The 23278-nt window shown below is 61.8% G+C and carries 27 protein-coding genes; 11 read left to right on the forward strand and 16 right to left on the reverse strand.

Annotated elements, in window-relative coordinates:
- The first annotated feature begins 6 nt into the window (after positions 1–6).
- A complete protein-coding gene (locus ACWFVE_RS14470; protein WP_447529967.1) occupies positions 7–537 on the forward strand; it encodes a prepilin peptidase in 531 nt (176 codons plus the stop codon).
- On the opposite strand, the gene ACWFVE_RS14475 is transcribed toward ACWFVE_RS14470, so the two are convergent.
- From ACWFVE_RS14475 to cpaB, 8 genes are all read right to left on the reverse strand, one after another.
- Positions 534–845, reverse strand: a complete 312-nt coding sequence (locus ACWFVE_RS14475; protein ID WP_447529968.1) for a DUF3613 domain-containing protein — start codon at positions 843–845, stop codon at positions 534–536. The two genes, ACWFVE_RS14470 and ACWFVE_RS14475, sit on opposite strands and share 4 nt — an antisense overlap.
- Before the next feature lie 31 nt (positions 846–876).
- Positions 877–1545 carry a hypothetical protein gene (locus ACWFVE_RS14480; RefSeq protein WP_447529969.1) on the reverse strand — a complete coding sequence of 223 codons (669 nt, stop codon included), beginning with the start codon at positions 1543–1545 and terminating at the stop codon, positions 877–879.
- The gene (locus tag ACWFVE_RS14485; RefSeq protein WP_447529970.1) at positions 1545–2420 is read right to left on the reverse strand and encodes a type II secretion system F family protein; all 876 of its coding nucleotides are present in this window, start codon (positions 2418–2420) and stop codon (positions 1545–1547) included. Before ACWFVE_RS14485 ends, ACWFVE_RS14480 begins: the two co-directional genes overlap by 1 nt.
- A 2-nt stretch (positions 2421–2422) precedes the next feature.
- Entirely contained in the window at positions 2423–3307 is an 885-nt protein-coding gene (locus ACWFVE_RS14490) for a type II secretion system F family protein (RefSeq protein ID WP_447529971.1), read from the reverse strand.
- On the reverse strand, positions 3300–4541 hold the full coding sequence (locus ACWFVE_RS14495) for a CpaF family protein (protein WP_447529972.1): 1242 nt from the start codon (positions 4539–4541) through the stop codon (positions 3300–3302). The genes ACWFVE_RS14490 and ACWFVE_RS14495 overlap by 8 nt, the downstream gene beginning before the upstream one ends.
- 68 nt (positions 4542–4609) lie before the next feature.
- On the reverse strand, positions 4610–5779 hold the full coding sequence (locus tag ACWFVE_RS14500; protein WP_447529973.1) for an AAA family ATPase: 1170 nt from the start codon (positions 5777–5779) through the stop codon (positions 4610–4612).
- A gap of 8 nt (positions 5780–5787) precedes the next feature.
- Entirely contained in the window at positions 5788–7011 is a 1224-nt protein-coding gene (locus ACWFVE_RS14505; protein ID WP_447529974.1) for a type II and III secretion system protein family protein, read from the reverse strand.
- 146 nt (positions 7012–7157) lie between these two features.
- A complete protein-coding gene (cpaB, locus tag ACWFVE_RS14510; RefSeq protein ID WP_447529975.1) occupies positions 7158–8144 on the reverse strand; it encodes a Flp pilus assembly protein CpaB in 987 nt (328 codons plus the stop codon).
- 402 nt (positions 8145–8546) lie between these two features.
- On the opposite strand from cpaB, the gene ACWFVE_RS14515 reads away from it, so the two are divergent.
- From ACWFVE_RS14515 to ACWFVE_RS14555, 9 genes are all read left to right on the forward strand, one after another.
- Positions 8547–8771, forward strand: coding sequence for a Flp family type IVb pilin (locus ACWFVE_RS14515; RefSeq protein WP_447529976.1), 225 nt, complete (start codon positions 8547–8549; stop codon positions 8769–8771).
- 107 nt (positions 8772–8878) lie between these two features.
- Entirely contained in the window at positions 8879–9334 is a 456-nt protein-coding gene (locus tag ACWFVE_RS14520; RefSeq protein ID WP_447529977.1) for a TadE/TadG family type IV pilus assembly protein, read from the forward strand.
- 72 nt (positions 9335–9406) lie between these two features.
- A complete protein-coding gene (locus ACWFVE_RS14525) occupies positions 9407–11653 on the forward strand; it encodes a pilus assembly protein TadG-related protein (RefSeq protein WP_447529978.1) in 2247 nt (748 codons plus the stop codon).
- Positions 11643–12143, forward strand: coding sequence for a TadE/TadG family type IV pilus assembly protein (locus tag ACWFVE_RS14530; RefSeq protein ID WP_447529979.1), 501 nt, complete (start codon positions 11643–11645; stop codon positions 12141–12143). Before ACWFVE_RS14525 ends, ACWFVE_RS14530 begins: the two co-directional genes overlap by 11 nt.
- A 136-nt stretch (positions 12144–12279) precedes the next feature.
- Positions 12280–13476: a succinyldiaminopimelate transaminase gene (gene dapC, locus ACWFVE_RS14535; RefSeq protein WP_447529980.1), complete on the forward strand. Its 1197-nt coding sequence runs from the start codon at positions 12280–12282 to the stop codon at positions 13474–13476.
- Positions 13477–13532: 56 nt separating this feature from the next.
- Positions 13533–13880 (forward strand): Spx/MgsR family RNA polymerase-binding regulatory protein, encoded by a 348-nt coding sequence (locus tag ACWFVE_RS14540; RefSeq protein ID WP_447529981.1) that lies wholly within the window; start codon positions 13533–13535, stop codon positions 13878–13880.
- Between the two features lie 72 nt (positions 13881–13952).
- On the forward strand, positions 13953–14978 hold the full coding sequence (gene dapD, locus ACWFVE_RS14545; protein ID WP_447529982.1) for a 2,3,4,5-tetrahydropyridine-2,6-dicarboxylate N-succinyltransferase: 1026 nt from the start codon (positions 13953–13955) through the stop codon (positions 14976–14978).
- Positions 14965–16149: a succinyl-diaminopimelate desuccinylase gene (gene dapE, locus ACWFVE_RS14550; protein ID WP_447529983.1), complete on the forward strand. Its 1185-nt coding sequence runs from the start codon at positions 14965–14967 to the stop codon at positions 16147–16149. The genes dapD and dapE overlap by 14 nt, the downstream gene beginning before the upstream one ends.
- Complete coding sequence (locus ACWFVE_RS14555) at positions 16142–16531, forward strand: hypothetical protein (RefSeq protein ID WP_447529984.1); 390 nt, start codon at positions 16142–16144, stop codon at positions 16529–16531. Before dapE ends, ACWFVE_RS14555 begins: the two co-directional genes overlap by 8 nt.
- 67 nt (positions 16532–16598) lie before the next feature.
- Here the strand turns inward: ACWFVE_RS14555 and ACWFVE_RS14560 are convergent, their stop codons facing one another.
- Positions 16599–17144, reverse strand: a complete 546-nt coding sequence (locus tag ACWFVE_RS14560) for a cold-shock protein (RefSeq protein WP_447529985.1) — start codon at positions 17142–17144, stop codon at positions 16599–16601.
- A gap of 164 nt (positions 17145–17308) precedes the next feature.
- Between ACWFVE_RS14560 and ACWFVE_RS14565 the strand changes: the two genes are divergently transcribed.
- Entirely contained in the window at positions 17309–17557 is a 249-nt protein-coding gene (locus ACWFVE_RS14565) for a SlyX family protein (RefSeq protein WP_447529986.1), read from the forward strand.
- 197 nt (positions 17558–17754) lie between these two features.
- Here the strand turns inward: ACWFVE_RS14565 and ald are convergent, their stop codons facing one another.
- The 7 genes from ald to radC form a co-directional block, all read right to left on the reverse strand.
- Positions 17755–18873, reverse strand: a complete 1119-nt coding sequence (ald, locus tag ACWFVE_RS14570) for an alanine dehydrogenase (RefSeq protein ID WP_447529987.1) — start codon at positions 18871–18873, stop codon at positions 17755–17757.
- A gap of 194 nt (positions 18874–19067) precedes the next feature.
- Entirely contained in the window at positions 19068–19502 is a 435-nt protein-coding gene (locus ACWFVE_RS14575; protein ID WP_447529988.1) for an acyl-CoA thioesterase, read from the reverse strand.
- A gap of 45 nt (positions 19503–19547) precedes the next feature.
- On the reverse strand, positions 19548–20738 hold the full coding sequence (locus ACWFVE_RS14580; RefSeq protein WP_447529989.1) for a class I SAM-dependent rRNA methyltransferase: 1191 nt from the start codon (positions 20736–20738) through the stop codon (positions 19548–19550).
- 39 nt (positions 20739–20777) lie between these two features.
- Positions 20778–21605 (reverse strand): bifunctional DNA-formamidopyrimidine glycosylase/DNA-(apurinic or apyrimidinic site) lyase, encoded by an 828-nt coding sequence (mutM, locus tag ACWFVE_RS14585; protein ID WP_447529990.1) that lies wholly within the window; start codon positions 21603–21605, stop codon positions 20778–20780.
- 160 nt (positions 21606–21765) lie between these two features.
- Entirely contained in the window at positions 21766–21921 is a 156-nt protein-coding gene (gene rpmG / locus ACWFVE_RS14590; protein WP_394582617.1) for a 50S ribosomal protein L33, read from the reverse strand.
- Positions 21922–21957: 36 nt separating this feature from the next.
- Positions 21958–22194, reverse strand: a complete 237-nt coding sequence (gene rpmB / locus ACWFVE_RS14595; protein WP_447529991.1) for a 50S ribosomal protein L28 — start codon at positions 22192–22194, stop codon at positions 21958–21960.
- A gap of 226 nt (positions 22195–22420) precedes the next feature.
- Positions 22421–23095, reverse strand: coding sequence for a RadC family protein (gene radC, locus ACWFVE_RS14600; protein WP_447529992.1), 675 nt, complete (start codon positions 23093–23095; stop codon positions 22421–22423).
- Positions 23096–23278: the final 183 nt, after the last annotated feature.

The following is a 23278-nucleotide window of genomic DNA, read 5'->3' on the forward strand; positions in this document are numbered from 1 at the left end:
GCACCGGTGGCGCCGGGTATAGCGCTTCTATTCGTATGGGTGCTGGCCGTGGCCTACATGGATCTTCGGAAACGCCAGATCGCCAACCACCTCGTGTATCCGTTTTTGCTGCTGGCCGCGGGGTGGCTGGCCGTGACCGGCGAAAGCCTGATCGGGGTGGCCTGGCCCCAGGCGCTGTTCGGGTTGGGGAGCGCGCTGCTGCTCGCCATTCCCGGCCACGTAAAGGGGGTACTGGGCGGAGGCGACGTCAAACTGCTGGCCGCCCTTGGCCTGTGTTTGGGCACGACGGGGCTGCTGGCGGTAGTGGCGCTGACGGCGGCGCTGCTCGTCGTGTGGCACACCCTCGCGCGGCGCTTGCCGGCAAAAACCCGGGCGGCCCTTGCGCACTACGCACCGGGGATTTGCCCGCCGCCGCGCGATCACACCCAGGATCCCCTCGTTCAGGGCCCAGATGAACCGGGCTACTATGCCTACGCCCCCTTCATTGCGCTGGCGCTCGTGCTATTGGTGCTAGGGGCCATCAGCTTCACCGGCTAGTTGCCGCTAAAACCGCCGGCGGTATCGCTTGCGTAGCGTTCGGGAATGGGGTGGTTGAAGCTATCGAGCCAGCGCTGATGAGCAAGCTCCTGCTCCCGGGGTGAAAGGGACTGGGGCGTAAGCGATGCCTGATGGCCCTGGCGCTGAACCTGTAGCCAGTTATCCGCCGCGGTCATCGAATGCTTGCCCGGGCCCGCGCAGCCGCTTAACAGGGCGACCATCAAAGGCGCGGCCACCAGCACGACCAACCCCCGACCAACGCCCTTGGCTTGGGCGCCCCGCAGGCTACCTACCTTGCAATATGCCATTTCTTTATCTCCCTTGTAGCGGCGCATGGACTTAACGGCGCTGCTGATCTTCCAGCTGCATCTGGCGGGCGCGGGTTTCGGCGCGCTGGTACTGTAGGGGCGTCCCCCGCCCGTTGCCCAGCAGCGCGCTCGCGGCCTGGGGTCGCTGCTGATAGATCAACAGCGTCATCAAGTTCTCCAGCGGCAGCGCGTCGTCCTGGCTTAGCTCCAGCGCGGTCATGAACTCGAACCGCGCTTTTTCGAGCTCGCGACGCTGTAGATGAACGAAGCCCAGGTCGTTACGGATTTTGAAACTGGCGGGGTAGAGCCTGGCCGCTTCGCGCATATGGGTGAGCGCCTGATCGAAGTCGGCGGCAACGACGGCTACCTGGCCAAGGCCCTGGTGCGCCTCGGCGGCCACGCAGCTGTCGAGCAGCGAGCGGTAGAGCGCTTGCGCTTCGGGGTCCTTCAACTGACGCAAAATTTGCGCCTTGCGCAGGCGCACCTCGGCAATCGACTCGGGCAACTGCTCGAGGTGGGCCAGCGCCGCATGGGGCCTCCCCTGCTCGGCCATGTCGCTTGCAAGCTCGACGGCGAGCTGCTGTTCCGGCGCCAGTTGGCGGCACGCATCGACCGGCGCGCCCGACGTCGAGGGCACCCCGGCACAGCCGGAAAGCGCCAGCGCGAGAAGCACCGTGACGCTCGCTAAAACATGGTTCATCAATTCATCCCCGATATCGCGGCAAAAATGGCCATAAAGCCAGGGCCTGCCAGAATAATCAGCAGCGCTGGAAAGAGAAACAAGACCATCGCCCCGGACATCTTGGCCGAAAGCTTGGAGACCTTCTCCTGCTGGTCGGTGATTCGCCGGTCGTGGAAAAGCTCCTTGAGCGAAATGAGCGAGGCAACCGCCCCACCGCCCTGGCGTATCAACTGCTCGAGAATCACCACGCAGTCGTTGAGCGGATCCACATCCAGCCTTTCGGCCATGACGCTGAGCTCAGTGGCCAGGTCGAGGCCAGCGTCGACGCGGCTGAGCACGCGCCGGAGTTCCCGGGAAAGCTCGGGCAGAATGTGCTCTCCCTCCCGGGAGAGTACCCGCAGCGACTGATCCACGGTCATGCCCACCTCGAAGAGCATTCGCAAAAGCGGCAGCATCGCCGACACCTCTTCGCTAATCGCGGCGTGGCGCTTTGCGACCTGCTTTTTGAGCCAGCGCTTGGGCAGAAAAAAACCGAGCGCCGCGGCGATGAACACCGCCAACAGCGATGGGCCATCGCCCCAAAGCGCGGTGACGAGAGTGGCCAGTACGCCGGCCGCGATCGGCACGCCCAGCTGAAACGCGTAATAGGTGGCCCGCTGGTCGGCGCCGCGCCAGCTCAACTGTTCCATCAACTTCGGAACTTCCGCGTCCAGCTTGCCATCCAGGTAGGCAAGCTCCCCCAGCAGCGTACGCCGCGATACGCGGCCAGGGGTATCGGCCACCGCGATGCGCTGGGCAATCATGGCCGCTTTCCAGCGCCGGGTGAGCAGCACATAGCCCACCAGGCCCGCCGCAACAAAAAAAAGTAACGCACTGAGGGTCAAAAGCGTCATGGTTACATACTCTTCAACATACGCCACAAGAGCGTGCAGCCGGTCACTTGTAGCGTTAAAGAAAGCAGCAGCATGGCCTTACCGGCCGTCGTTGCCCACATGTCGAGTATGAACGTCGGGTTCGTCATCAAAATATAGCTCCCTATGGCGAGGGGTAAGCCGGCCAATACCACTGCGCTGATACGCGTCTCGCCGGTCATGGCACTCAACTGCCGGCTGGCCTGCTCCCGGTCGCGGATGATCATGATCAGGTTATTGAGCATATCGGTGGAGTTGCCGCCATAGCGCTGATTGACCTGAACCCCCAACGCCAGCATGTAAAACTCCTCGCGGGGGTAATCCTCGGCAAACTCGTTGACCGCTTCGGCCATCGGCATGCCAAGCTCAATATCCCGGCGAACGGTTTGTATCGCCTGGTTGAGCGGGTAGGGGCAGCGCTTCATGGCAAGCAGCATGGCATCATTCAAGGTTCTACCGGATTTGATACTGCGTATCATATGATCCAAAAGCGTCGGCAGTTGAGCGATCATACGCTCCAGACGTCTTTGCGCCCGCCACTGTCCAACGAGATAGACCACTAGCGCTATCAAGACGAGCGCAATCGGCGGCAGCACCCAGCTAATTTGGGTCAGCATCAGCGCCAGCAGAAGCACCAGGGACGTTGCCACCGCCACCACCCAGGGGGGCAGTTCGAGCCCGGCCTGGCTTAGCCAGCGCGCCACGCCTCTGGGTCGGCGCTCGCGGCGGGTCATGGGTGTGCGCTCGCTTTGGAGTCGCTGGCCCACGCGCTCGCCCACCGCCTGGCGGCGGCTTAAGCTCACCAACAAAAGCCCGGCCCCTAGCAGCAAGAGGCTGCCCACCATCAACAAAAGCGATACGCTACCCACCGCTCGCCCCCGGTAACGCGCCCTGGAGTTTTTCGTTGACCACCTGGGTGCTGTTTTGCACAAAGCTCTGCTGGTGCCGGTCGTAGCGAAACAGCAGGTTGGTGACGTAATTGCCCTGCTCCAGCCCGCCAAGCTCGATGATCTCACTGATACAGCGCTGGCCGTTGGGCAAACGGGACAGTTGAATGATCACCTCGATCGCCGAGGCGATCGAGCGGCGCACGGTACTCTCGGGCACCTGAACGCCGGAAAGCCCCACCAGGGTTTCGATACGTAGTAATGAATCGCCGGCGCTGTTGGCGTGTATCGAGGTCATCGACCCTTCGTGGCCGGTGTTCATCGCCGAGAGCACATCGAGCACCTCGACCCCGCGGGTTTCGCCCAGAATGATCCGATCGGGGCGCATGCGCAGCGCGTTGCGAACCAGGTTTCGAGCGGTCACCTCGCCGTGGCCATCCGCGTTGGGTGGGCGCGTCTCCAAACGCACGACGTGACCGTGCTTGAGCTGAAGCTCCGCGGTGTCCTCGATGGTCACCAGGCGCTCGCGCTGATCGATCAGGCTGCTCAACAGGTTCAGCATGGTGGTTTTACCCGTCCCGGTCCCCCCGCTGATGACGATATTGCAGCGCCTTTTCACCGCGCACTCGAGAAACGCCAACATGTCCTCGTTGAGCGAGCCGGCGCCGACCAGCTCCTTGCTTTGCAACATGTCCTTACGAAACTTACGCACCGAAAGACAGGCGCCGTCCAGAGCGATGGGAGGAATCACCGCATTGACCCGGCTGCCATCCGGCAGGCGGGCGTCGACCATGGGCGAGGATTCGTCCAGCCGCCGCCCAAGCGGGGCAAGAATGCGCTGAATGACGCGCTGAAGGTGATGATCATCGACGAACTGCAAATCGCTTTGCGACAACACCCCACGGCGCTCGACGAAAATACGCTCACAGCCGTTGACCAGGATCTCCGTCACGCTGGGATCACTGAGCAGCATTTCCAGCGGGCCGAAGCCGGTGAGCTCGTCGATCATCTCCTCGGTGAGCCGGTCGATCTCATAGCCCGACACCGCCAGCTGATGAAGCCGGGTAAAGGACTGAATATGCACGGCCAGAAACCGCCTGAGCTCATGCCGGCTGCCTTCGACCAGGTTAGAACCTTCATCCCCTAGCTGATCGATCAGGTAGCGGTGCAAACGCTCTTTAAGCTGAAAAAGCTGCTGGCGGCCCACTCGCTCCATAAGACGTCCTCTTTGGTGTGCAATACAAAACCCTCATGATCTTTCCCAACCCGATACCTGGCCGGGGGTTAGCGCCGTAGCCGGGGCCATCGCCAACGCCCTCGACACTCTTCTACCGGCTCGGGCAATAACGTTTTGGCCAACCGCCGCAACGCTCTGGAGAGTTCGCTGTGGGGCGCCAATTCAAATAGCGGCACGCCCTGGTTGAGACTATTGAGCCGCTGTTCCGCTAGTGCCGGCAGCACCGCGGCAAGTGGCGTGGCGAAGGTGTCCGCCAGCACCTCTGGCGTTGGCGAGACGCTGGATAAATGGCGGTCCACCAGCAAGCCCAGGCGGTTCAGAGAAATGCCTTCCGTCTTGTAGCGCTGTAGCCGCTCTAGATTACGACGGCTGCAGGGCACGCTCTGCTGGACGTACCAAAGCACCTGGTCCGCCGCGCTTGCCAGGGCGCGCAAAAAACCGCTGTCCGCCTGGCCGCACGCGTTGATCACGATAAAGGCGAAGTGCTGGCGCAAAACCCCCAACAAAAGGATCGCTTCCGCGTAGCTGTAGTGCTCGGGATAGCGCTCGTCCTGGAGCAGCGGCAGTACGAAAAGCCCGCTTTCGTGCTGGGTAAACACGTTGGCGATGACCGCGCTGTCGATACGCTGGGCAGAGCTCATGGCATCCTCGACGCCAAAGCTGCATTTCAGGTTCAAAAGCGCCTCCAGCTCGCCAAGCCCGGGGGCTGCATCGATCAACAAAACCGGCGAATGCTGTTCGGCCACCGATAGCGCCAGATGGGCGGCCACCCAAGTCGTATCCGCCGTGGCGTCCGTGCCCTCAAGCACCACCACGTTGGCGCGGGGGCCGGAGCTTCCACCGATGATCGACGGCTGTTTTCGAAGCAACCGACGCATGAGGCTTTGCACCTCACTGCGGCGCTGACCCACGGTCAGGTAGTCCCGCGCGCCGGCGCGCATCGCACCCAGCACCAACGCGTTCTCGGCGCTCTCCCCGACGGCGACGACGGCAAGATCCGGGCGCGACTCGACCACGCCCTCGATCACCAAAAGCGCCATGTCGCTGTTACTTGGGTCGATATAGAAAAAGAGGAGACCACTGCCCATCTGATCGGCCAGGCCGATAATCGCCTCCAGCTGAGGGGTTACCGGGACCAGCCGGGTCTGCTCGACCAGGGTCGCTTGAAGCCAGCTAATCTCTGCGTCGCCGCAGCCGCATACCATGAATATCTGCATCATCGCCCCTATTGTGACAGTCCGACGCTGCGGTTGAACGAGCCGTCCTCGAGCAGCAGCTCGTGCACGCTGGGCGCGTAATCGCGCACCTCTTCGCCGGGCAGGGCGGGCAGCGTCGCATCCGCCGCAATGGGCTGTACCAGGTGCGGCGTGACGATCATCAACAGTTCGCGCTCTTCGCTGCGGGTTTGGCTATTGCGGAAAAAAGCGCCAAGGACCGGCACGCTCCCGAGCCCCGGGAGCTGCCTCACCTGAGCACTGCGATTGGTGCTGATCAGGCCGCTGATGATGAAGCTTTCGCCGCTGGCAAGCGATACGCTGGTGTCCGAACGGCGAACCGTCAGCGCGGGCACCGTCGTTCCCGCAATAGTGACGCCGTTGGCGAAATCAAGCTCGCTGACTTCCGGGGCAACCTTGAGCGTGATCCGCTGCTCGTCGATGACCGTCGGCGTCAACGTGAGCCGCACCCCGAACTCCTTGTACTCGATGGAGACGCTGTCGCTTCCTGCACTGGGCACGGGGATAGGGAACTCGCCGCCGGCCAGAAAACTGGCGCTTTGCCCGCTCAGCGCGACCAAACTCGGCCGCGCCAGGGTATAGGCGAAGCCGCTGGTCTCCAGGGCGCTAAGCGCGGCCATGACGCGCTGACTCCCACCCCCGACCACCAGGTTGAAACCGCTGCTGGAAAGCGGCACGTTGGCGCCGGGGGTCAGCGCGCCGATGGTGCCCACGCCGACGGACCCGGGGCCTACGCCTGGCGAAGCGAACAGATTGTTATTAGAAGCCCCGAACAGCGACACCCCGACTTCGCGAAGCCGGGTCCGGTTGACCTCGACGAAGCGAATGTCGGTCTGCACCTGGGAGGGCACCGGCGCACGTTGCAAGGTGCGCTCGCCAAGCGCCTGACTCGCGGCGCCCGAAACGCTCAGGGCGATCTCGACCGGTGCATCGGCGCAGGGGGTCCAAATCGAGGCGTTGGTGACCCCGCCCGCCAGGGGTGTGATCAAAAAAGCGTTGCCGGAGGTCAGTTGCACGTTGGCCACCTCAGGATTGCCGACCGCCAGGCGCTCGATGGCGACCGGCAACGCCACCTCCCGGTGTAGGCCCGGGGCCAATTCGAGCGTGGCCGGCAGCTGGCTCAACTCGCTACAGCTGGACTGCGCAAGCGCCCCGGAGGAGTAGCTACCCACGCCCAACAGCACGCCGGCTAACACGCGTATCAGGTTCTTCATTGGTCTCCCTTACCCTGGCCTTTAACGCCCGGGCATCTCGTTATTGGTTTGTCGGTATGAGTAGGTCGTGATGAGTAGATCGTTATAAGCCCAGGATGGCTGGCATGGCGTTGATAACGGCACGTCGTTAACAACGCGGCAGCGGTCTAAGGCGCTTCCAGGCTTCTCACCGCCCCTCGAATCACGGCGACCGACGATTCGCTGGTCTCTGGCGAGCGCGGGGCCGGGGCCTGCTGGTACGGGGGCGGCGCGGCGTCATTCACGGGCGCGGCCGGGGGCGGGGCAGCCGGGCGCAGGGCCAGCTGCTCGAACTGAAAAAGCTGCTGGTTGAGGTCCTGGATCGAGGCGCCGCCCCCGCGATGAAAATCGGCCAGGCGCCCCTCCTCAGAGGCGCGCACGGCAATTCTTAGCTCGCCGACATCCGCGGCCAAGGCAAAGCGGGTGAGCAGCGTCTCGGGCACGGCGAGCACCAGCGTCCCGGATGACGGGTTAGCGCTACCCAAGGAGCTATCGTTTTGAACCGGCAGCGGCTGGACCGTTTCGCCTTCCGCGGTCAGCCCCAGCACGCTACCCACCGTCAATACCCGCAGGGCCGGCACGGCCACCTGCATCGTACGATCGGCGTTTTGCTCGGTTTGGGGAAGAAACAGCAGCACATCCACGTAGTCGCCTGGCGAGATGTGTCCACCAGCGCCCATGACCGGGTTAAAAGGTACGGCGATCGCCCGCTCGTCTGATCGAATCATGCGCGCCACCGTACCGCCGCTGGCAAAGTAGCTCTCTTTCAATACCGTCCCCTGGGCCGCATCGCGCCCCACGGCGCGCCCTACCAAAAGATCGGGGTCGCTGAATCCGCCCGGCGGCATCAGGCTCAGCCGCTCTACCTGGAGATCCTCGCGGACGATTGGATGATAAGCACTCAGGTCTTGAGCGAGTACGACGACATCCACGCCGGGCAGGGGCTCGGCCATGTCACTACGCATCGGCTCGCCTAATGCATCAATGCCTGGCTCAACGGCCACGACCGGTGACGGAGCAGCGGGCTGCTGAGCGATTCGAATACCCGCATAGCCCACGGCGATGGCCGCCAACACCAGCACGACCGCGATACACATTAGAAAACGGCTACTCACTACTTCTAGTCCCCAACGTTGTTCGGGCCTTTAACTTATCGACCAAGATCGGATAGCGTAACCACAAAGTTAAAATCACTTTAAGTCGAAAAACCTATAAAATATTGGCTTAATCCACAATTAAAGAGATTCAACGATAGCGTTCAATTGATAAGCAAGGTGGTATACGACAATGATGACAAGAGCATTAGAGTCTCGAGAACAACCTTCTCATCGTTGTCTTTAAGGCAATCATTAAACAAATAAAGACTTAACAAAAAGTAACATTTAAAAATAAAAAAATTACTAATGAAACCGGTCAGAATGACGATAAATAGCCATACCACTTACTAAACAACCATTTAAGAAATTAACAACCCTTTAGCGGATCGATACCGCTACCCATTGAATCGGAGATTACTAATGAAAGTGTTCGTTTCTCTCTACACCTACCTGACCACTCTTCACAACGATAAAAAAGGCGCCTCCGCCATAGAGTATGCATTGATTGCGGGTTTGATCGCGGCGGGCTTGATTACCGTACTTACTCTTCTAGGCGGCGGTATCGCCGACTTTTTCCAGCAAATCACCGATGGCCTAGGTCTTAAAGCACCTGAAACAACTCCTGAAACCGGCACTGGTGGCTAATGAAAAGCATAAAAGAGCTTTAATAAAAAAAGGCTAATATAGATAACTGACAGCACTCTAACTTATAATAGATAACATAAGTTAATAACCTAACGATTGGAACCGCTGTGGCCACTTTAAAAGCGCGCCAGGTTGGTGCTATCAGTATTGAATTTGCGCTGAGTTTCATTCTACTGTTGGGGCTTTTTTACGGCGCTATCGGCCTCTCCATGCCGCTGTTGCTAAGTGCCACTTATCAGCAGTTGGCCTCGGATGCGTTAAGAGAAGGCCTGGTTTGGAAAAACCATCATCAAGCCACCCAAGACGAGGCGGCGGCACATATCGCCTCGATCATCGACGCCGCATGGATGCCGGCGTCCTGGGTTGCGCCCTGCGCAAGCCAGGACCGCTATTTGACGGTCGACCCTCTGGAGGGCGCTTGGCATGTTTGCCTGCATCACCCTTCGCCGGACACCATACTCCCCCCCATCCGCTTGATGGGCGCTCAATTCCCCCCGCTGCCCGACCAGATAGTGGGGCGCGCCTATTTGCGAACCCTCGAGGTGGCCGCGTCGTCGAATTAACAGTGCATTTTGGGGTGATAACACGCCAACCGGATAAGCGTTTTCCTTCGTTTTGATAACAGGCAGGTGAACATGCCCCCGGCTTTTTCGGGCCCTCGAGGCCCCTTGTACCAGCGCGGTTTCATCAGTGGTCTGACGGCCTTCGTGCTGATGACACTCCTGTTGGTCATGGCGCTGTTGGTCGATACCGGGCGGCTTTTTCTCGAAAAGCGCCAGCTGCAGAAAGTGGCGGATATGGCGGCTCTCGAGGCCTCCGCCCGTTTGCCGCGGGGTTACTGTGCCGGCGCCCCCGCCCTTGCCCACACGCTCGCCTTGGAGTCCGCCGCCGTTCATGGCTTCGTCGCGGATGCCCAAAGAGCACTGTCAGTGCGCTGCGTGACGCTTGCAAGCCAGGACGGGATGCGCCAGGTATCGCCGATCCCCCACGCCGCCGTCGAGGTCACGGTGAGTCGCTCGACCCCAGCGAGTCTCGTGCTACGGGGCGGCGCCCTGGTCAGTCGTGGCCTTGGTGAGAACGTCGCGCTCACCGCCCGCGCGACCGCCCAGCGAAGCGATGCGGTGGCCGCCTTTACGGTCGGCAGCCAACTTCTACGCCTGGAAAGAGAACGACCGGTGGGGCGCTTTTTGCGCGCGGCCGGCGTCGACACCACGCATCTGGCCACTCTCAGCGCAAGCGGCGTTGCCAGCACCGACGTAAGCCCGCTGGGGCTTTTCAAAGCGCTCGGCATCGAGACGAGCATCGTGGAGTTGTCGCGTATGACGTCCTCGGAGCTGATCGCGCTCACCGATCAAAGGCTTGCCTCGTTGACGCTTGCCCAGTTGATCGACGCAATGGCCCGGAACGTCGACGATGAGAGCTTGCGCGCCTCGCTTCGCGCGTTTGGCCGCGCGATCGCCGCCCACCCGCGGCTTGGCCAGGTCAAGCTGAAACTACTGGGAAGCGACGCCACCGGGCTGATCGAGCTAAAGCGCGACGCCGTGAACAGCACCCGCGCGGTACTCGAAAGCCGCGTGAACCTGGCCGAGCTCTTGGCCGTGGCGCTGCTGACCGGCACCCGCGAGCAGACGATAGCGCTTGAAAGCCACGGGCTTTTCGGCCTCGAGGTAGCGGCCCGAATGGTCTCGGCGCCGGTGATCGCCATTGGGCCGGCGGGCAGCCAGGTGCCAGGCGGCCAGCTCAGGCTCGAGGTCAAACTCGATACCGCGGGTCTGGCACCGCTCGGGGCTTTTTCCGGGCTGCTGGGCGTACGGGTCAACTTTCCGATCACCCTCGATCTTGGCTCGGCCCAGGCCGAGCTCACCCGGCTACAGTGTCAGTTCGATACGCCCACCGCCGATATTACATTGAACACCTCGATTCTGAGCGCCTGCGTAGGAAATTCGCCCGGCCGTGGACCATGTGCCAGCCAGCTCGAAAACACCGACATCTGGCGGTTATTTGGCCGGCCCACCCTCACCGGGCGCGCGACGCTGGCGGGCCTGGCACACCGCCAAGCGCTGACGGATATGAGCGCCGGCGAGAAACGCATCGCGCAGCCCAACGCGCTGGCGTTAAGCGGCCAGGTCAATAACCTGGTCGGAAACCTTCTGGATCTTCTGGCCGGGCTGTTCCGCGCCCCGCAGAACCAGCCGAGAGAAGCATTTGTGGTAGGTGACAAATCCCAGAGCGTGCTGCTCGATCAGTTGGCTACCCACTACCTCGAGGCAACGAAAACCAGCAATGGCTTTTACAACGTCGACAACCTGGTTTCGCTGGTATTGGAAGGCAGCCCGGTATCCAACATCAGCGGCCAGCTCCGTGTACCGCCACTGACCGATAACTTTCTTATTCCCGACGCCCCTATTGTGCCTGCCTTGAGCCCGCTCCTCTGCCCATTGGGCGTGTGTCAGCGCTTTGACCCGGCCTTTAAAGCCTACGCCAATTACAACCCCGGCTTGCTTGGCGGAATCCTCGCACCCCTGGGTAACAGCAACTACCGTGCTTGTGGGCGTGTCAGTGTCAGCACGTCTCTTGTGAACTGGAACGCCTGCCTCAAGCATAATTTGATCCAGATGTTCAGGGCCAAAAACAATCCACCGCTGGAGATGATCAACGTACGAGACGCGCTGATCGTGGCTGACGCCGCCAACACTACCGGGGTCTGCTCGGGCAGCGTGTGTCATGTGCTGGGACCGCTGCTGCGCTCGGTGAAACCCAGCCTGACCGGTGTGGGAACGCTGGTGAGTACGCAGTTGCCTGAGGCGCTGGGCGTGACACTCGGCCAGACCGAGGTCCACCTTCACTCCACCAGCTGCGGGGTGCCCTCGATTGCCTACTAACGCCCAACAGCGCGGCGCCGTGGCGATCGAGTTCGCGGCCATCTTCCTGCTGTTTTTCACCCTGGTGTACGGCGCTTTCGCGTTTGCCCTGCCGGCCGTCGCGCGCTTGTCGTTTCAGCACTGGGCGGCGGAAGCGGCCCGCGCGGCAATGCGCGTCGACACCGACGCCCCCCACGCCACCGTGTTGGCGCGGCTGGGCGAGCAGGTGGAGCAGTCGATCGCCCATAGCTGGCTTCCCGGTGCTTGGCGTGGCGGCTGTGACGTGCCGGAAAGCGCGCCCTGGCAACCCCTGCCAGGAACGATGTATGGCCACTGGGCGTACGAGGCCCACCCGGCCCCGTCGCGAAGCCCGCGCTACCTGCTTCACGTCTGCCTCCAGGCCAACGACCCCATCGTGCCCCAGGTCAAAATCGGCAACCTGTACCTGCCCCCCCACAACGACGACAGCGGCCGCCCCTGGGTGCGCGGCTACACCATCACCCATCTTTGAGACGCGATGAGGCCACTTGGGCGTGACCCATTTGGCGGATGCTTATTTCCCGGTATGTTTGAGCAAGCCCTGGGGGTTGCCTATAATCGGTAGCTGACAATTTTCAGCCGCCGCCCAGGCCCGCCACGGACCCGCCATGAATCCTGATCTTAACGCGCTGCATCCTTATCCGTTCGAGAAGCTGGCCACGCTGAAAAAGGGGCTGACACCCCCGGCCGAGCTCGATCCCATTGCGCTCACCATCGGCGAGCCCCAGCATGCCCCGTTCAAGGGGGCGCTGGAGGCGCTAACGGCGCATCAGCACGAAATGGCCCGCTACCCGGCGACCAACGGCCTGCTTGCGCTTCGTGAAAGTATCGCGAACTGGGCGACCCGGCGCTTCCACCTTACGGGCCTGGACGCGGATCGCGAGATCGTTCCGGTCAACGGTACCCGCGAGGCGATCTTCGCCTTCGTGCAAGCCGCCCTCGATCGCAGCCGGGCGGCCAAAGTGGCGGTGCCCAATCCGTTTTATCAGATTTACGAAGGCGCCACGCTGCTCGCTGGCGGCGAGCCACACTACCTGGCCTGCACCGCGGAAAACGGCTTTCGCCCGGATTTCTCCCAAGTGGACGCCGCCACTTGGCAAGACGTTCAGATCGTATTTATTTGCTCGCCGGGCAACCCCACCGGCGCAGTCACCCCGCTTGCCGAGTTCAAACAGCTAATTGCACTTGCCGACGAGCACGATTTCATCATCGCATCAGACGAGTGCTACTCCGAGCTCTATCTCGACGAAGACACGCCGCCCCCGGGGCTACTACAAGCCTGCGCCGAGCTTGGCCGTTTTGATTATCGCCGCTGCGTGGTGTTTCACTCGCTCTCCAAACGCTCGAACCTGCCGGGGCTTCGCTCCGGGTTCGCGGCCGGCGACGCCGAACTTCTGGCCCCGTTCAAGCGCTACCGCACCTACCACGGCTCGGCCATGTCGCTGCCGCTTCAACACGCCTCGATCGCGGCCTGGCAGGACGAGGCGCACGTGCGCGCCAACCGCGATGCGTATCGAGAAAAATTCAGCGCCGTAACCGAGGTGCTGGCCCCGGTGATGGATTTTCCCACGCCCGAGGCAAGCTTTTACCTTTGGCCCGCCGTGCCCGGCGGTGACGATATCGCTTTCATGCAGCGCCTGTTTCGCGAAGAGCACGTAAGCGTGCTGCCGGGCAGCTTGATGGGCCGCGCCGATACAAACGGCCACAACCCGGGCGCGGGCCGGCTGCGCCTGGCGCTGGTCGCCGAGTTAGCGCCCACGCTCGAGGCGGCGCACCGCCTGCGCCGGATGATCGAGCGCGGCTAGCGCTGCATTGAGCAATCCCCAACGACAACCGCCACGACGCTCAAGGAGACGACTTTATGCTAACGCTTTATGTAATCGACAATTGCGACACTTGCCGTAAAGCGCGCAAGGCGTTGGACGAAAAAGGCCTACTCTTCAAGATCCACGACCTGCGCAAAGACGGCCTCTCAGCGCCCCTTTTGGAGCATATCCTCGAGCAGGTCCCGCTATTGAAGGCGATCAACAAGCAGAGCAAAACCTGGCGCGAACTGCCAGAAGAGGAAAAAGAGGATATCGACGCGACCTCCGGGCGCGAGCTCATTCTCAAGCACCCGACGCTTTTAAAGCGTCCGCTTCTCGAACTCGATAGCCACCAGATCCTGGTAGGCTACAAAGAGGGCGATTACGACACTATTAGCCAGTAACGGGTTCACCCAGTAACACCTTACTGGTACGCACACCGTTAGATATCGACACACTTGAAAGGAAGACGCTTTATGCTGAGCTTCGCGCTTGGAATCGGCACGCAAAACACTAAAGGCGACTGGCTGGAAATCTACTACCCGGCCCCGCTTTTCAACCCCGCCGAAAGCCTGGTGGCCGCCGCCCAAAAAGCGCTGGACGCCGCCCCGGGCACGCAAGCGATCAGCTTTTTACCCGAGGATTGCCAGCGCCTTGCCAGTGCCTTGAAGGACGCAGGCGACACGGAACAGGCGGCGATTGCCGAGTCCCTTGCCGACAGCAAGCGCCCGCTGGTTGCCATGTTCATCGACACCGACCAGCCGCCGCAAAGCGCCCCGGAGGTGTATCTCAAGCTGCACCTGCTCTCGCACCGCCTGGTCAAGCCTCACGGGCTCGATCTGACCGGGATGTTCGGCCTTCTGCGCAACATCGCCTGGTCGAGCGAAGGCGCGATCGATATCGAAGAGCTGCCCGCGCGGCGCCTGAAAGCGCGCCTGGCCGGCCAGCCGCTGTCCGTGGACTGCGTCGACAAGTTCCCGAAAATGACCGACTACGTAGTGCCCAGCGGCGTGCGCATCGGCGACACCGCCCGGGTGCGCCTGGGCGCGTATCTGGGTGAAGGCACCACGGTCATGCACGAAGGGTTCGTCAACTTCAACGCCGGCACCGAAGGCCCGGGCATGATCGAAGGGCGTATCGCCGCGGGCGTGTTCGTAGGTAAAGGCTCGGATCTCGGCGGCGGCTGCTCGACCATGGGCACGCTCTCCGGCGGCGGCAATATCGTCATCAAGGTGGGCGAAGGCTGCCTGATCGGCGCCAACGCAGGTATCGGCATTCCGCTGGGGGATCGCTGCACCGTAGAGGCGGGGCTCTACATCACCGCCGGCACCAAGGTCACGCTGCTCGATGACCAGAAAAACGACGCCGGCGTCGTCGCCGGGCGCGAACTGGCTGGTCTAAACGACCTGCTATTGCGGCGTAATTCGCAAACCGGGCGCGTCGAGTGCTTGACCAACAAAAGCGCGGTTGCGTTGAACGAGGCGCTGCATGCCCATAACTGAGCCGGAGGGGCTGTCGCCCACGCTCGTGCTCGCCTTCGATCTATTGGGCCGGGCCTCGGTCACCCCGGACGACGAGGGCTGCCAGGCCGTGCTCATCGAGCGCCTCGAGGCGCTCGATTTTCATATCGAGCGCCTGCCCTTTGGCGATGTCGAAAACTTCTGGGCGGTGCGCGGCCATCACGGCCCGGTGCTGGCGTTTGCCGGCCACACCGACGTGGTACCCAGCGGCCCGCACACCAGCTGGGAGTTCGCGCCCTTCTCGCCCTGCATCGACGATCACGGGATGCTTTGCGGGCGCGGTGCATCGGACATGAAGGGAAGCCTGGCGGCGATGGTCACGGCCGTCGAGCGCTTTTTGGCGCGCTGCCCGGACCATGATGGGCGTATCGCGTTTCTGATCACCGCCGACGAAGAAGGCCCGGCCATCGACGGCACTCGTGCGGTGGTCGAGCACCTTCGCGAGCGCAACGAGCGTCTGGACTACTGTATCGTTGGCGAGCCCTCCTCCACCGAAAGGCTCGGCGATGTAATCAAGAACGGCCGGCGCGGATCACTTGGCGGCGTGCTGCACGTCAAGGGCGTGCAGGGCCACGTCGCCTACCCGCACCTGGCACAAAACCCGATCCACCAGGCGCTGCCAGCGCTCGACGCCTTGGTGGCCGAGCACTGGGATGCGGGCAACGATTTCTTCCCCGCGACCAGCTTTCAGATATCGAACTTTCGCGCCGGCACTGGGGCCACCAACGTGATTCCCGGCGAGATCGAGGTGGTGTTCAACTTCCGCTACTCCACCGAGGTGACCAGCGAGACGCTGAAGGCGCGCACCGAGGCGATACTCGAACGCTTCGGGCTGGACGCTCATATCGAATGGACGCTCAACGGCGAGCCGTTTTTGACCGCCGAAGGGGCGCTGGTGGACGCGGTAATGCAGGGGGTTAGCGAGGTAACCGGCGAGCGCCCGACGCTCTCCACCAGTGGCGGCACCTCGGACGGGCGCTTCATTGCCACCCTGGGCGCCCAGGTGGTCGAGCTCGGCCCGCTCAACGACACGATTCACAAGGCGAACGAGCGCGTGCGCGCAAGTGACCTGGAGGCCCTCAGTCGCATCTATGAAGCGACGCTGGGTGCGCTGTTCACGCCCACCAACGCCGCGAGGAAAACCGATGAGTGAGCGCTTTCCCGATATCGAGGTATACATCGCCAAGCTCGACCTGGAGCGGCTAAACGCCTGGCTTGGCCACGTCATCGATGCCACGCCGCTGGCCCCGGCGGGTAAGCACCAGTGGCGAACCCGCGGCGCGCACCAAGGGGAGGTGATTCCTGTACTGGTGATGGACAACACCGCCGATGGCTTCGCAAGCCTTTGGCTCGACAGCGCCCATACGCCCTGGGAGAACGACCAGGCCTGCGCCCAGGCCGCCGCGGGTGCGCTTGAAACCGAAGTGCGCTGCTCGCTGGGCAGCTGGAGTCCCGGCGACGACCCGGATGCCTTCTGGCAGGTACTGCCCGACGGCCAGCAAGCGCGCATCGCTTGGCCAGACTCCGGGCGCTAGCCCAAAACGCCACAGGCCCCGCAATAGCGGGGCCTGTGGTTTGAAGCGAGGCTACTTTAAAGGGCGTTCAGGATTCGATGATGCTTACATCGTCGGCCTGTAGCCCGCGGTCGTTTTGAATCACGTTGTAGCGCACGATCTGACCTTCGGCCAGCATGCGCGGCCCGCGCCCGCGAATGGCGCGAAAGTGAACGAACACGTCCTCGCCGTTATCGCGGGTAATGAAGCCGTAGCCTTTATTGGTATTGAACCACTTGACCTCGCCCTCTTCACGCCCGTCGTTGGGGTCGATCACATCCTCCGGCTCCTCGTCGGCCGGCTCGTGACGCGGCGCGGCTTTGGGCCGGGCCGGTTCAGCGCGAACGGCATCGGCATTGACCACGACCGGCGGTGCAAATGCTGCCGCCGCCAGGGTGCCGACCAGCAAAACGATAAAGCTACCCAGCGCTACCGCAACGTACACGCCGGTCGTGCCGATAATGGCAAGCTCTGAAAGCCACTGTTCAGCCAGCGGCGCATCGGTTAAATGAACAAGACCTGCCAACAGCAGCGGCGTAGGAGCTGCGAGTAATACACTGATCAATAAACAACGCACAACAACTTTTGGATTCATAGATAGTAAAAGCTCTCTTGTTGTAGGAGTAACAAACAAAGGAAAATACACGAAACGATTATAGCAACCCGCCCGTAACGCGATAAACGCAAGCGCCACATCGATTTTTTAACGCCGGGCGGGTCAACCGTGTCGAGCATACACTACAAGGTATTGATCTTATCATGCTAAATGAATTATCGCCTGCCGAGCTCAGCCAACGGCTGGAGACGCTGGAAAGCAAGCTCGCCTACCAGGAGCATTGGCTGGACACCCTCGACCAAGCCGTCGCCCAGCAGGAGCGCCGCCTGGAAAAGCTCGAGCAGCTAAGCACGCTAATGCGCGACCGGCTGCGCGAGCAGCACCAGGCTTTTAACGACTCATCGAACGAAGGGGCACACCGCCCTGAAGACGATGTGCCCCCGCACTACTAGGCTCTGTCTGAAAAGTGCCTGCGCTCGACAATACGGCGTTAAAAATTGGCTCAAAATACTCATTTACACATGTAAACTCCGTTTTTTCGCCAATTTTTGCCTTGTCTTGTCTTCGCTCGTCGATTTTTCAGACAGACCCTAAGCCTTGCCCTTAAAACGTCTTGCAAGCCAAACGCCTGGCCATGAAACGCCCCGGGCTAGGCGCCGAGCAGTGAGCCGCTCGCGACGTACTCGAGGCCGAAGGCCTCGGCGACCGCCTTGTAGGTAAGCTTGCCGGCGTGCACGTTGAGCCCTGCCGCGAAGTGGTCGTCGTCTCTGAGCGCCTGCTGCCAGCCCTTGTCCGCCAGCGCCAGTACGAAGGGCAGCGTGGCGTTGGTCAGGCCAAGCGTGGAGGTGCGCGCTACCGCCCCGGGCATGTTCGCCACGCAGTAGTGAACGATACCATCGACGATATAGGTCGGCTCGGCGTGGGTGGTGGGCTTGCTGGTCTCGAAACAGCCGCCCTGATCGATGGCGACATCCACCAGTACGCTCCCCGGCTTCATGCTCGCAAGCATCTTACGGGTGATCAGCTTGGGCGCCGCCGCCCCCGGGATCAGCACCGCGCCGATGATCATGTCCGAGGTCCTGGCGGCTTCATCCAGCGCATCCGCGGTGGAGTAGACCGTTTTGATGCGCCCCTGGTAGCGGTCGTCCAGGGTCTCCAACCGGGGAATGGAGCGGTCCAAAATGGTGACGTCCGCGCCCAGGCCCAGCGCCATGCGCGCGGCGTTTTCGCCCACCACGCCGCCGCCGATCACCGTTACCTTACCCGGCGCGACGCCGGGCACGCCGGGTAGCAGCACCCCGGCGCCGCCCTGGGCTTTCTCGAGGCTATGGGCGCCCGCTTGAACCGCCATGCGCCCGGCTACGGTGCTCATGGGGGCCAATAACGGCAGCCCCCCTTTACCATCGACGATGGTTTCATACGCAATGCAGGTCGCGCCGCTTTCGATCAACCCTTGGGTCAGCGTCTTCTCGGCGGCCAGATGCAGGTAGGTGAAAAGCGTCTGGCCGGGCTTCAAGCGCGCGACCTCCTCGGGCTGAGGCTCCTTCACCTTCAGAATCAGCTCGGCGTTTTGCCAAAGCGCCTCGACGTCGGTTTCGATGCGCGCCCCCGCCGCCTCGAAATCACCGTCCGCAAACCCGGCACCTTCGCCGGCGGCCTGCTGCACGCTGACCGTATGGCCGCGCCCGGCAAGCTCGCGGGCACCGGTGGGGGTCAGAGCAACGCGGTACTCGTGGTTTTTGATCTCTTTGGGAACGGCGATATGCATGGCAGGCCTCGTGAAGGAATTAGGTTATCTTCCTTCATTACAGCACAGTCAGGCCGTACCGCCAGAATCTGGCCCCAAAACAAGAAAAACGCCGTCAAAGGCGTTTTCCAATAGAAAATTACCGCGTAAACGATGCTTTCACAGCAAAATCCACGCGACTTTCCCAAGTTCCTCTCCCAAGCTACTCTTCCACGCTACTCTTCGATGATGGCCGCCCCGTAAATGCGCTGATACTCGTCGGGCAGGCGCTTGGGCCGCCCGTTCGATAGGGCGGCGCACACAAAGCGGGTGCGGGCGTTGAGCAGGGTTTTGCCATCCGCCTTGCGCTTGAGCTGAAACCGCCGGGTCAGGCTGAAACGCCCGTCGCACTCGACGATCCAGGTGGCCAGCTGTAGCGCATCATCCTCAAACGCCGGGGCGAGGTAGTCGAGCTCGTGGCGGTGTACAACCATGGCCCTATCGAGCGCCCGGTAGCGCGCCAGGTCGAGGCCCAGCGCCTCGGAGTGGGCCCAGCTGATTTGCTCGACCCAGCGCAGATACTCGCTGTTGTTGACGTGCTGGTAGGCATCGATGGCGCGCGCGTCAACGGTGATATCCAGCACGAACGGCTTTGGCAGTACCCACTCCATCATCGCTCCTTACTCGGCCAACCTGGCACCATGGTGGCCTATCGCTTAGTCGCGGTAAACGCGCGCACCCAGCGCCTTGAGGTACGAGGTCTCGGGAATGGCCGGGTGCACCGGGTGATCCGGCCCCTGGTGACCCTGGTAGATCACCTGGCCGTGACGGTCCTGATGGCGCACCGCGCCCCGTACCACGTCGACCAGCCGGTCCTGGGCCAGGTGCATCGAGCACGAGGCCGAGAGCAAAAGCCCGTCGCGGCCCAAAAGGCGCATCGCTTCGCGGTTCAGGCGGGCATAGGCGCGCTCGCCGTTGGGAATGTCCTTGCGCTTTTTGATGAACGCCGGCGGGTCGAGAATCACCACGTCGAACTGCTCGCCCTCGGCCTTGAGGGCGGCGAGCGCCTCGAACGCGTCGCCTTCACCAATGGCCACCTGCTCGTGTACGCCGTTGAGTTCGGCGTTGCGCGCCACCTGCTCGAGGGCCGCGCTGGAGCTATCCACGCACAAAACCTCGCTTGCACCGCTGGCCGCCGCCTGCACGCCCCAGCCGCCCACGTAGCTGAATACGTCCAGCACGCGCTTGCCCGCCACCTGACCGTTGAGCCAAGCCCGGTTGACGCGGTGGTCATAAAACCAGCCGGTTTTTTGGCCGTTTAGCACCGGCACCACGAAGCGCGCGCCGTTCTCCTCGATCAGTACCTCGTCGGGAAGCGTGCCCTTGACCACTTCGACCTGGGCCTCGAGACCTTCCTGGCGGCGGCCGCCGGTGTCGTTACGGAACACGATCACTTCGGGCTTGATGACTTTCTCGAGGGCGTCGACGATCTCCTCGGAAAGCGCCTGCATACCGGCGGTGTTGAGCTGGACGACCAGCACGTCGCCAAAACGGTCGATCACAAGCCCGGGTAAAAGGTCGCCTTCGCCGTGAATCAAGCGATAAAAGGGCTTATCGAACATGCGCTGACGCAGCGCCAGCGCCTGGTTGAAGCGGTGGACGAACAGGGACCGGTCCAGGCGCATTTCCGGGTCGCGGGACATGATGCGCGCGCAGATCAGCGAGTGCGGGTTCACGTAGGCCACGCCAATGGCCTTGCCGTTGGAGGCCTCGATCAGCGCGGCTTCGCCAGCGGCGAACTCCTTGAGCGGCGTCTCTTTGGTATCCACCTCGTTGGAGTAGATCCATAGATGCCCCGCCTTCAAGCGGCGGTCGGCATTTTTATTCAAGCGCAGGCGTTGGGTCACAGGTGTCTCCAAAAGCATCGGCAAAGCGTAGGGTTAAGTTTAGCGCTGACACCCCGGGCAGAAAACGCTGGCGCGCTGTCCCAGGATGATACGTTTGAGTGGCTGTCCACAGCGCCGGCAGGGCAGCTCCTGGCGCCCGTAAACGTTGAGCCGCTGGGCAAAGTAGCCAGGCTCGCCCTGGCCGCTGACAAAATCGCGAAGCGTGGTGCCACCTTGGGTGATGGCGGCGGCCAGCACCTCCTTGACCGCTAACGCCAAGTCCTCATAACGCTTGCGCGAGATACGCCCGGCGGCGCGACGCGGATCGATCCCCGCGATGAACAGCGCCTCGGCCGCGTAGATATTACCCGCCCCGACCACCACGCGGTTATCCATCAAAAACGGCTTGACCGCCACGCGCTTGTGTCTTGAAAGCGTGTAGAGCCACTCACCGTTGAAGGCGTCACCGAGCGGCTCCGGGCCCAGATGCGCCAGGCGCGGGTCATGGGTTCCGTCGCCGTGCTGCCAGTCGACGAAGCCAAAGCGGCGCGGGTCGTGATAGCGAAGTACGAAGCCCTCATTGGTCACCAGGTCCACGTGGTCGTGCTTTTTGGGCAGATCGCCGACCCGGGCCACACGCAGGCTCCCGGACATCCCAAGGTGCCACAAAAGCGTTGCATCACCGGCCGCGCCTGCAAGCGGGATGCGCAAATATTTGGCCCGGCGTGCAACGCTGCCTACCCGCGCGCCGATCAAGCGCGTTTCGAAATCCTCGGGCACCGGTACGCGAAGGCGGCGGTTGCGCACCAGCACCTCGGTAATCTCCTGGCCCTCGATATAGGGCGCTATCCCCAAACGGGTGGTTTCGACCTCGGGCAGCTCGGGCATGGCAACAACCTGTGGTGGCAAAACCTTTCGTCTAAAAATGCCCCAATACCTTGGGGCGCACGGCCGCTTTAATAGCGCCATGCACGCAAAAACCCGGCTTTGAGGGCCGGGTTTTCAACAGGCATACGCCTGCGGTGAAAGCCGATCAGCGTAATCGAAATTACTTGATCTTCGCTTCCTTGTAGATAACGTGCTTGCGGATGACCGGGTCGAATTTCTTGAATTCGAACTTGTCCGGCGTGTTCCGCTTGTTCTTGTCGGTGGTGTAGAAGTGGCCTGTACCGGCACTGGACACCAAACGAATCTTGTCGCGCATGGTTCATTCTCCCAAAAAAGTCGGTGCAAAAGCGGCTTAGATAGTGCTGCCGTTTTTACGGATGTCGGCCAGTACCGTTTCGATACCTTTCTTGTCGATGATGCGCATGCCCTTGGAAGAGACGCACAGCTTCACGAAACGGTTTTCGGATTCGACCCAAAAACGGTGCGTGTGAAGGTTCGGCAAGAAACGACGACGCGTCTTACGCTGGGAGTGTGATACGTTATTACCAGTTACCGGACGCTTGCCGGTAACCTGACATACTTTGGACATGAGAGCCTCCAACCGCTTGGCCAGGACATAAGCCTGAGTGTTCAAAACTGTCGGGCAAACCGGAGCAGGGAGGAAGTCGACGCCCGTGAAGGCTTGGCTTTACCCGAATCCGTTATTCAACCCAAGTTTAAAGGTGGCACTTTATACCAGAGCACCCGGCCAACAGCAAGCAAAAGCGTGCCAAAAGGGTCAAAAAGGCCCTTTAAACGGGAAGACGCCAGGCCTTTTAAAGCCAGCCGCGCTCGGCAAAAGAGATGACATCGCCGTCCCCCACCACGAAGTGATCCAGCACGCGAACATCGAAAAGCCCCAGCGCTTGCGTCAAGCGCTCGGTGATGCGTCGGTCAGCGTCGCTGGGCTCGGCCACCCCGGAAGGGTGGTTGTGGGCCAGAATCACCGCGCCCGCATTGAGCTCCAGGGCGCGTTTGGCAACATCGCGGGGGTACACCGATGCGCTGTCTAGGGTACCGCGAAACAGCGCTTCATAGCGAATGATTCGGTGCTGGGTATCCAAAAAAAGTACCGCGAACTCCTCGTGGCCGAGATGCCTTAGCTGGGAACGCAGGTAGTGGCGCACAAGCGACGGCGAGGTCAAGGCATTGCCCCTGGCAAGCTGAGACGCCAAATGGCGCCTGGAGAGCTCAAGCGTAGCCTGTAGCTGGGCAAACTTGGCCGCCCCTAACCCGTGGGCCTGACAAAAGGTGCCCTGGTCGGACTCCAGCAAAGGGCGCAAGCCCCCAAAGCGAGTGAGCAGGTCCCGCGCCAGATCCACCGCGGAGCGCCCCTTGACCCCTACCCGCAAAAAAATCGCCAGTAGCTCGGCATCGGAAAGTGCCTGGGCGCCCAGCGTTAAAAGCTTTTCTCGCGGACGCTCGCCCTCCGGCCAATGATTGATCCCCATCGTCCCCTCCCCGTGGCGGCCGTGTGTTTTTTAATCGCCACTCGATAAAGCTCACTATACTTGGCTTTCACCCTTGGGGTCGAGCATGCCAAAACGCGCCGCCAAATGGTATGGTGAGCCCCTTTGGAGCGGGCCTTGAAGCGCCCGACTTTTGACTTATTCAGGCGTTTATCCGGGGAGTGT

The organism is Vreelandella mediterranea, assembly GCF_970647075.1.